The organism is Polaromonas sp. P3_C2 (assembly GCF_056402675.1).
This window is the reverse complement of the sequence record NZ_JBFUGX010000530.1, coordinates 1-2,931: the sequence shown is the minus strand read 5'-3', so window position 1 is coordinate 2,931 and position 2,931 is coordinate 1. Positions and strand designations below refer to the sequence as shown.

Below are 2,931 nucleotides of genomic sequence, written 5' to 3'. Positions count from 1 at the left end.
GGATGGTCGGGATCGACGGCACGGCCCAAGGCAGGATGAAGATCATCGACAGGATCTTGACCCACCAGCGCGTGTTCAGGAAGAAGCCCGACAGGCCGAGTGCCAGCATCATCTTGATGTTGACGGAGACCACGACAAAGATCACGGTGTTGATCACCGTGCGGAAGAAAATGGGGTCGGCAAACAGCCGCTCGTAACTCTCCGGATGGCGCGCGAGCCACAGGCCGTAGCCCACCGGGTAGATCACGAAAATCAGGAAGATGAGAAGGTAGGGAATGACAAGAATCGCTCCCCACTTCTCCCACGAAGTCATGGCATTTTTTCTGACGGCCGATGCGGTGGCCGGTGTGTCGAGGGTGATGGTGCTCATGGCTTGTACCCTCCCCCAGCGGGGGGAGGGACTTTCGTTTTTAGTTGGATGCGACCGTCTTGATGCGGGCAATCATCTCGTCCACCGCCTTGTCAACCGGCACCTTCTCATTGAGCACTCGGTTGGCCGCCTTGGCCCAGACGTTCTCGTTGTTCAGCACGGTGAACTTGTAGTTCTTGACGAACTCGAAGCCCACCGTTCCGTTGGCGTACTGGTTGAACACCGACTTGCGATGCGCATCAGCCTGCCAGAACGGGCGTGCCTGACCGGCCTTGGTCACCGGGAACCAACGGCCGAGCGAGCCTTCGACGTACGGCGTCAGGTTCTCTTCCTCCATCAGGAACTTGACGAACTCCTTGGCGCGGGCCTTGTTCTTGGCCTGGCTAAAGACAACGCCAGTCTTCACCGCCGTGCGGTAGACCATCTYGCTGCCGTCCGGTTTGTTTGGAAAGCCTGCCGTGCGGATGCGCTCGTTGTAGTTCTTCTTCGCCAGTTCACGCTCTTCGGGTTTGAGCTTGTCGTTGTTGGCGTCGTCAAGCCACTTGGCCGCGATTGAGATCGTCGCGTTGTGTGTCATGACCGTGGTCTTGTTGTGGAAGGCGACGTTGTTGTCCGGGTCTTTCCAGCTGGTGGACGACGGTGGCGAGCAGCCCTTGGTGTACGGCGCGGTGTAGTCGGTCAACGCGCCAATCAGGCCGGCACGAACGTTAGGGTCATCGACCAGCAGCTTGCCGCTGTCGCTCACCAGCTTCACGTTGTACGCATCCATGAAGGTCAGGAAGGAGAAGAACGAGTCGCTCGAGTCCACGCCCAGGGGCTGGCCGATGCCGAAGGTGCGGTTGCCGCTCTTCTGGCGATAAGCCGGTTGCACTTTGTCGCACCAGAAAGACCAGTAGCCCTTCCAATCGGTCGGGATGTCGGACTCCTTGAAGCCCGCATCGTTGAGCATGTCGATCCAGTACTCGATGTGCATGGTCTGCTGCTTGATCGGAAAGGCGTAGTAGGCGCGGGTCTTGGCTGCGTCGTTCCACAGGAACGTCGTCTCCACCGTGTTGGGGGCGAAACGCGCGCGGATCGGGTTGATCACGCTGGAGATGTCTTCCAGCTTGCCGTCATAGGCCCACTTGCTCGTGACCTGGAAGTCATACACGTCGGCATAGGCGACGTCAGGCGGGTTACCAGAGTCCAGCGCAGCCACGGTCTTGGGGATCATGTCCTGGATCGGGTACTGCGACAGCTCGATTTTCACACCCTTGTGCTTGGCTTCGTACTTCTTGATGGCGTCGAAGAGTGCCTGGTCCTCCGCCTGGTAGAAGCCCTTGACCCACCAGACGGTGAGCTTGTCTTGCGCGACAGCGTGGCCGCCTGCGAGCAGGCCCCCCGCGATCATCGCGCTGGCAAGAATTGTCCTGATCTTCATTGCTTTGTCTCCTGTGGTTGTTGAACTGTCTAACCGGGTCGCTCAGCTCTTAGCGCTTGCTATCATATGATGATTGAAACGCCGGTTTTCTATGGAAAACCCGCGGTACAGCACCCGGTCCCGGGCTCATCTTCTGGAACTCTTTCGAAGGAGTCTCTTACTGGCATTCAGGGACCGGACTGAGCAGTGGCTGGCCTGCGAAGTGAGCACTCAGATTGGCCACCGCCAGATCCGCCATGGCCTTGCGCGTCTGCCAGGTTCCGCTGGCCATGTGCGGAGTCAGCACGACGTTGTCCAGCGCCTTCAGCGCATCCGGCACCTGCGGTTCTTTCTCGAAGACATCGAGACCCGCGCCCGCGATCACGCCGCGTTGCAGGGCATCGACCAGCGCCGCCTCATCCACGACCGAGCCGCGCGCAACATTGATCAGGTAACCATCGGGACCCAAGGCCTTGAGCACTTCAGCATTGATCAGGTGTTTCGTTCCGGCGCCGCCCGGAGTGATCACCACCAGGAAATCCACCGCAGCGGCAAGCGCTGCTGCGGTGGGATGATAGGCGTACGGCAGCTCCGCCTTGGCGGTGCGCGCCGTATAGGCGATGGACATGCCGAAAGCTTCTGCGCGGCTGGCAATGGCCTGCCCGATGCGGCCCAGCCCAACGATGCCCAGCCGGGCACCTGAAACCTTGCGGGCCAGCGGCATCGGACCCTCGGCGGCCCATCGGCCGGCACGCACATAGCGGTCTGCCAGGGGGATGCGCCGCGCCACCGACAGCATGAGGCCCAGCGCGAGGTCGGCGACTTCGTCGTTGAGCACCCCGGGGGTGTGCGTCACGGGGATGCGRCGGTTCAATGCGGCGGGTACATCGACGCCGTCGTAGCCCACGCCGAAGATCGACACCACTTCGAGTGCAGGCAGTTTCTCTATCAGCGCGGCCGTGACCTTGGACTCGCCGCCGCCCGAGATGCCGCGAATCTGCGGCGCGACCATTGCAAACGCCTCGGGGTCCGTCTCGTGCAGGCGGTCGTGCACTACGAAGGCCGCAGCGAGCGGCTCCATCAGGAAAGGCGGGAGCTTGGAGACGGCAAGGATGTGCGGGCGGGACAAGGGAACTACTCCGATCATGGTTTTCACTAAGAC

2 protein-coding genes and 1 pseudogene are annotated in these 2,931 nt (G+C 61.1%); all 3 read right to left on the bottom strand.

The features are described 5' to 3' along the window. A pseudogene (locus tag AC1DWI_RS18415) lies at positions 1-370 on the bottom strand (sugar ABC transporter permease); the annotation flags it as partial. Between the two features lie 40 nt (positions 371-410). Next, positions 411-1,790, bottom strand: a complete 1,380-nt coding sequence (locus tag AC1DWI_RS18410) for an ABC transporter substrate-binding protein (protein ID WP_477725398.1) — start codon at positions 1,788-1,790, stop codon at positions 411-413. 157 nt (positions 1,791-1,947) lie between these two features. Continuing rightward, positions 1,948-2,916, bottom strand: a complete 969-nt coding sequence (locus AC1DWI_RS18405) for a 2-hydroxyacid dehydrogenase (RefSeq protein ID WP_477671419.1) — start codon at positions 2,914-2,916, stop codon at positions 1,948-1,950. Positions 2,917-2,931 lie beyond the last annotated feature (15 nt).